The sequence below is a fragment of the Nonomuraea sp. NPDC049784 genome (assembly GCF_040659615.1).
GTDB lineage: Bacteria > Actinomycetota > Actinomycetes > Streptosporangiales > Streptosporangiaceae > Nonomuraea.
Genome location: NZ_JBFAMX010000829.1, coordinates 1 through 3,608, shown reverse-complemented (window position 1 = coordinate 3,608; position 3,608 = coordinate 1). Strand labels below are relative to the sequence as shown.

The 3,608-nt window shown below is 71.6% G+C and carries 5 protein-coding genes and 1 riboswitch; of the genes, 3 read left to right on the top strand and 2 right to left on the bottom strand.

The annotated features are described in order from the left end of the window. Window positions 1-163, bottom strand: a 163-nt coding sequence (locus AB0J09_RS59320; protein ID WP_360712306.1) for an FAD-dependent oxidoreductase, incomplete at its 3' end; no start/stop codon positions are given. Then, window positions 153-269, bottom strand: a riboswitch (TPP riboswitch). (Overlaps the previous gene by 11 nt.) A 53-nt stretch (window positions 270-322) precedes the next feature. Between AB0J09_RS59320 and AB0J09_RS59315 the strand changes: the two genes are divergently transcribed. The 3 genes from AB0J09_RS59315 to thiE are packed head-to-tail and all read left to right on the top strand — an operon-like array spanning window position 323 to window position 2,513. After that, window positions 323-1,492, top strand: a complete 1,170-nt coding sequence (locus AB0J09_RS59315) for an FAD-dependent oxidoreductase (RefSeq protein ID WP_360712303.1) — start codon at window positions 323-325, stop codon at window positions 1,490-1,492. 30 nt (window positions 1,493-1,522) lie between these two features. Then, window positions 1,523-1,897, top strand: a complete 375-nt coding sequence (locus AB0J09_RS59310; protein ID WP_360712300.1) for an Rv2175c family DNA-binding protein — start codon at window positions 1,523-1,525, stop codon at window positions 1,895-1,897. Continuing rightward, entirely contained in the window at window positions 1,875-2,513 is a 639-nt protein-coding gene (thiE, locus tag AB0J09_RS59305) for a thiamine phosphate synthase (protein WP_360712298.1), read from the top strand. Before AB0J09_RS59310 ends, thiE begins: the two co-directional genes overlap by 23 nt. Before the next feature lie 129 nt (window positions 2,514-2,642). Here the strand turns inward: thiE and AB0J09_RS59300 are convergent. Next, window positions 2,643-3,608, bottom strand: a 966-nt coding sequence (locus tag AB0J09_RS59300) for a polyprenyl synthetase family protein (RefSeq protein WP_360712296.1), incomplete at its 5' end; no start/stop codon positions are given.

Sequence of the window (3,608 nt, the reverse complement as noted above, 5' to 3'; positions counted from 1 at the left end):
GCTCGGTGTAGGCGACCTCGCTCACCGGCGCCAGCATCCCCGCGGCCGCGTGCGAGGCACCTGAGGCCGGAGCGGGGTCCACCAGGGTGACCGGCCGCCCTTCGCGAGCCAGCCGCCAGGCCACGGAGAGCCCGACGACCCCGCCACCCACGATCACATCCATCCGCGCTCCCTTCGCCGGCATGATCCGGATCAGGTGTCTTGCGGTCGAAGGCCCGGTGAAGCCTTCCTCTCAGCCCGGTTACGGCCGGACTCCCGCGCGTCTTTTCGTCCCCAGCCTACGGCCTCGGCGCGACGGCCCGGCACCGCCCCCGTTATGGTCATGAACGTGAATCATGTCGTGGTGGTAGGAGCCGGCCTGGCCGGGGTGCGCACCGTGGAAGCGCTGCGCGGGCGCGGATTCGACGGAAGGGTCACTCTGATCGGTGAGGAGCGTCATCGCCCCTACGACCGCCCGCCGCTGTCCAAGGCCGTGCTGTTCGGCGACGCCGACACCAGCTACGTCGGCACCGACCTGGCCGCGATCGACGTGGACTTCCGCCCCGGCGTCAGCGCCAAGTCGCTGCGCGCGGGCGTTGTGGAGACCACCGAGGGCGAGGTGCACTACGACGGGCTGGTCATCGCCACCGGGGCCGAGCCGATCAGGCTGCCCGGCGACGGCCCGCAACACGTGCTGCGCACGATCGACGATGCCCACGAGCTCAGGGCCATGCTCGTCCCGGGCGCCCGGGTCGCGATCATCGGCGCGGGCTGGATCGGCGCCGAGGTGGCCACCGCCGCCCGCCGCGCCGAATGCGCGGTGACCGTGATCGAGGCGGGCGCGGCGCCGCTCGCGACCGCCGTCGGCGCCGAGATCGGGGCCCGCACCCAGCGCTGGTACGACGACATCGACCTGCGGCTCGGCACCATGGTCGACTCCGTGGACGAGGGCGGCGTGCGCCTGGTCGGCGGCGAGTTCGTGGACGCCCACGTGGTCGTCACGGGCATCGGCGTGCGCCCGGCCGTCGAATGGCTCACCGGTGCCGACATCGACCTCCACAACGGCGTGGTCGTGGATGAGCACCTGCGTGCCTCGCTCCCCAACACGGTCGCCGTCGGCGACTGCGCCGCCTGGTGGTCGCGCCGCTGGCAGACCAGGCTCAGGGTCGAGCACTGGGACACCGCGCTCAACGCCCCCGAAGTCGCCGCCGCGAGCCTGCTGGGCGAGGACGTGGCGTACGATCCCGTTCCGTACTTCTGGTCGGAGCAGTTCGGGCACATGGTGCAGTACGCCGGCCATCATCCGGCGGGGGAGCGGCTCGTCTACCGCGGCGACCCAGAGGGCAAGTGGTCGGCCGTCTGGCTCACGGCCGACGACGCGCTCGCCGCGGTGCTCGCCGTGGACCGGCCGCGAGACCTCGTGCAGGGGCGCAGAATCATCGACGCGGGACACCGGCTCGACGTGGAACGCCTGGTAGATCCAGATGTCCCCCTACGGGATTGTGTTGTTTGAGCAAGCACGCCATGTGGTAGTTGTGGTTTCGTGACGCTTTCTGTTGCACAGATCGACCGGGAGACCGACCAGCTCGTAGCCGAGTGGCTCACTCTCCCCGAAGTGGCCTCGCGCCTGGACCTTTCGCTCGGGCGGGCCAAGCAACTCCTCAAGGACCACAAGCTGCTAGGCGTGCGCCGGGGCAGCGGCGGGCCGCAGGTGCCTGCGGTGTTCCTCGATGGAAAGGACGTGATGAAGGGCCTGCCCGGCACGCTGACCGTGTTGCTGGACGCCGGCTACGACGATGTCGAGTCGCTGCGCTGGCTCTTCACCCCAGACGAGTCCCTGCCCGGGTCGCCGATCGAGGCGATCAAGGCCGGCCGTCACACTGAGGTCAAGCGGCGTGCCCAAGCCCTCGCTTTCTGAGGCCCGCCTCTATCTCTGCACTGACGGTCGCCGCGACCGCGGCGACCTGGCAGAGTTCCTCGATTCGGTGCTGGCCGGCGGCGTGGACATCATCCAGCTGCGGGAGAAGGGCCTGGAGGCACGCGAAGAACTCGCGCTCCTCGAAGTCTTCCGCGACGCCTGCGACCGGCACGGCAAGCTGCTGGCCGTCAACGACCGGGCGGACATCGCGTACGCCGCCCGGCCCGACGTGCTCCACCTGGGGCAGGACGACCTTCCCGTGACGGTCGCGCGAGAGATACTCGGCGACGACATCGTCATCGGACGGTCCACCCACTCCGCCGCCGAGGCTTCCGCCGCGGCCGTGGAGCCGGGCGTCGACTACTTCTGCTGCGGCCCCATCTGGCCCACGCCCACCAAGCCCGGCCGCCCGGCCCCCGGCCCGCCGCTGCTCAGGCACGCGGCCGCGCTGGAGACTTCCCGGCCGTGGTTCGGGATCGGCGGCATCGACCTCGCGAACCTGGACGAGGTGATGTCGTACGGGGTGAGCCGGGTGGTGGTCGTACGCGCGATCACGGACGCGGAGGACCCGGGGGCGGCCGCGGCGGAGTTCGCCAAGCGCCTGTCCTCCGGCTGACCCGCGAGGGGCCCCACCGGTCCTGCCGACCTCGCCCGAGGCGCCCGCCACCACATGGGCGTCTCGGGCCATACGGCCTCGTCAGGGGGCGTGCGTGGTTCCGTAAGTACGTGGGCCTCGACGTGCGCGTCAGGTCTTGCGGGAGGTGGCGGCGATGGCCAGCTCCGTCAGCGCCACGCGGGCCTCGGCCGTCACCGGGGCCTCGTCGAGCGCCGACAACGCCTTGCCCAGGTAGTCGCCGATCAGAGCCTCGCACTCCTGCAACGCCCCGGTGTCGTCGATGATCCGCCGCAAGGTCTCCACCCCGCGCTCGTTCAGCTGGGGATCCCCCAGGAGCCGCCGCACGGTCGCCGCGTCGCCGGGGGAGGCGGCCGCCAGCGTGCGGGCGACGAGCATCGTCCGCTTGCCCTCGCGCAGGTCGTCCCCAGCGGGCTTGCCCGTCTGCGCCGGGTCGCCGAACACCCCCAGGATGTCGTCCCGAAGCTGGAACGCGATGCCGACCTGCGTGCCGTAGCCCGTGCACAGCTCGTCCATCCACGGCGCGAGCTTCCCGGCGGCGAGCGCCAGCCCGAGCCTGAGCGGCTGCTCCACCGAGTATTTCCCGCTCTTGAACAGCGCCACCCGCAGCGCCGACTCGAACGTGTTCTCCCCGTGCGCCTGCTCCAGCAGGTCGAGGTACTGACCGCACATCAGCTCGGTGCGCATGTGGTCGTGCACCGGCTGGGCCGCCGCCAGTGACTCCGGCGGCAGGCCGCTGGTGCGCCACATCTCGCCCGACCAGATCAGCAGCAGGTTGCCCAGCAGGATCGCCGCGCCCTCGCCGAACTGCTCCGCGGAGCCGTACCAGCCGGACTTCTCGTGCAGCGACTGGAAACGGCGGTGCGCGGACGGCATCCCCCTGCGCAGATCGCTCTTGTCCATCACGTCGTCGTGCACCAGCGCGCTGGCCTGCAGCAGCTCCAGCGAGGCCGCGGCGGTGAAGATCTCGGGCACGTCCGTGCCTCCCGCGCCGCGCCAGCCCCAGTAACAGAACGCGGGGCGCAGCCGCTTGCCGCCGGACAGCAGCTCGTCGGCGGCCGTGCGCAGCGGCCCGAG

Bases quoted from the DNA above. Each gene is read 5' to 3' on its own strand.
- AB0J09_RS59315 (WP_360712303.1), top strand. From the start codon at position 323: ATGAACGTGAATCATGTCGTGGTGGTAGGAGCCGGCCTGGCCGGGGTG.